Origin of the sequence: Methanobrevibacter sp. (assembly GCF_045577275.1) — an archaeon.
Lineage (GTDB): Archaea > Methanobacteriota > Methanobacteria > Methanobacteriales > Methanobacteriaceae > Methanobrevibacter.
Genome location: NZ_JAZNIB010000256.1, coordinates 1 through 1,870, shown reverse-complemented (window position 1 = coordinate 1,870; position 1,870 = coordinate 1). Strand labels below are relative to the sequence as shown.

Annotated in this window: 3 protein-coding genes; all 3 read right to left on the bottom strand. The window is 30.6% G+C overall.

Annotated features, from left to right (window positions below; translation table 11 throughout):
- Positions 1-140 precede the first annotated feature (140 nt).
- Positions 141-716 (bottom strand): M15 family metallopeptidase, encoded by a 576-nt coding sequence (locus tag ACKI67_RS07505; RefSeq protein WP_407462861.1) that lies wholly within the window; start codon positions 714-716, stop codon positions 141-143.
- Positions 717-718: 2 nt separating this feature from the next.
- A complete protein-coding gene (locus ACKI67_RS07500) occupies positions 719-874 on the bottom strand; it encodes a hypothetical protein (protein WP_407462860.1) in 156 nt (51 codons plus the stop codon).
- Between the two features lie 153 nt (positions 875-1,027).
- Positions 1,028-1,870, bottom strand: an 843-nt coding sequence (locus tag ACKI67_RS07495; RefSeq protein WP_407462859.1) for a hypothetical protein, incomplete at its 5' end; no start/stop codon positions are given.

Below are 1,870 nucleotides of genomic sequence, written 5' to 3'. Positions count from 1 at the left end.
AAAAAATAAAAAAAATAAAAATTAAAATAGTTTAAAAAAAGAGATAAACCTCTCTTTTTTACTTTTTTTATTAAAAATTTAAATTTTAATTGATTTTAACAATTAAATCATCAATTATTTTAAATAATTAAATTCTATTTTTAAACTCTATTAACTGAACTTTCATTAACAGGGAAAGTGAAATAAGTATCAGGATATGGTTCATCCTCTAAAGTGAAATGCCACCATTCGGTATCTAATGGTTCAAATCCATGATCCATCATTGCTTGACGAAGTATCATACGATTATTATACTGTTCATCTGTAATGTTCTTATAATCAGGATGGCTTTCCTCACCAAAATAATCAAATGTTCCGCCCATATCCACTTCCTTTTCAGTTTTCATATCAAATAATGTCAAATCAACTGTACTTCCTCTGCTATGGCCTGAATAATTAGCTATATATCCTTGGTCAAATAGGACAGATTTATCAAGGTCAGGATAGAAATAATCTTTCATACGTGTATCCCCAATATCTTCAGCCCATCTTTCAAAATGATTGACAGCTTTTTGAGGACGGTAAGCATCATATATCTTTAATCTATATCCCTTTTTCTCCAAATCATCACTTACTTCCTTAAGTGCAGTTGCAGCCTCTTTTGTTAAAAGAGCTGTTGGTTGCTCATAACCATCTATCCTATCCCCTACAAAGTTATAGGTGGAATAATATCTAATCTCTAAAATACGTTTGGGTCTACATCAGCCAATACAACAAAATCAGAAGAATCATTTGAATAATTTAGTTTCTCCGGAGTATCTGCACTAAAAGATGCTCCAATAATGCTAAAACAAAATATAAATATTAAACAAGCTAAAAAAAGTTTATTTTTCATTCTTTTTCTCCTAAAGTTTTTAATCTTCATTATAATTTTTATTTATCCCCATATATAAAATTAAAAAAGTTAAAAAATGCTTTAAAAAAAAATAATACTATAAAAAAATTAAAAAAAAAGTTAAAAAAGGAGAAATGCTCCTTTTCTTAAAAATTATTGTTTTGAAGCTATAACCATCTTACCTAATTTATGCAATGGTAATTCTATTTTTAATCCCAATACTTTAATAAGAGATTCCGCCCCAATTCTTCCATTAGGCGCATATTGATAAGTGGATTCAGGAATTATAATTAATCCACCTAATTTTACACGATTAATTATTCTCAAGAAAAGATAAGAAATGTCTGCATCATTCAAATCAACAATGCTCTTGTTTAAATTGACAACCACACAATTGAAATCTCCTTTAACATCATCAATGTCATCTGGAGAGACTTGCAAGAAACCGGAACCTTCAATCTTTTGATCAGTTACAAAAAGACGGGACCCATAACCCTTAACTCTTTCCAAAACATTTTTGACATCTTCAATAGATTCATTTTCATCAATGAAAGTTTTCTTATTGGATTCATCACTTAAAACCAATGCAAATGCATGCTTTTCAATGCTACGTAAGAAATTGAGATCCTGTTGAAGCACATAACCGTCTTCGTGAGCCAAATACACTACTCCTCCAGTGGTTTCAAAGTCTTGAGTCTTGACAAAGAGATTCCTGCCATCAACAACTCCTTGAACAGTTTTATAATGGCTTTTTAATTTATTACTGATATGAGTCATAGGAGAAGACTTAGGAACAATATCCTTAGGAACAATGAATAGTTTTAAGGAACCATGTGCATACAACTTATATCCCCTGTTACGCTCATAATAAAAGTTTTCAGGATTCAAATAAGAGTCAAGAATACTGTCGGTTTCATGCTGACCGGAAATTTTATCCAAATACTCCGCATCCATATTACCACCTGAAGGACGGCAATTGACCTCAATCAAAACAGG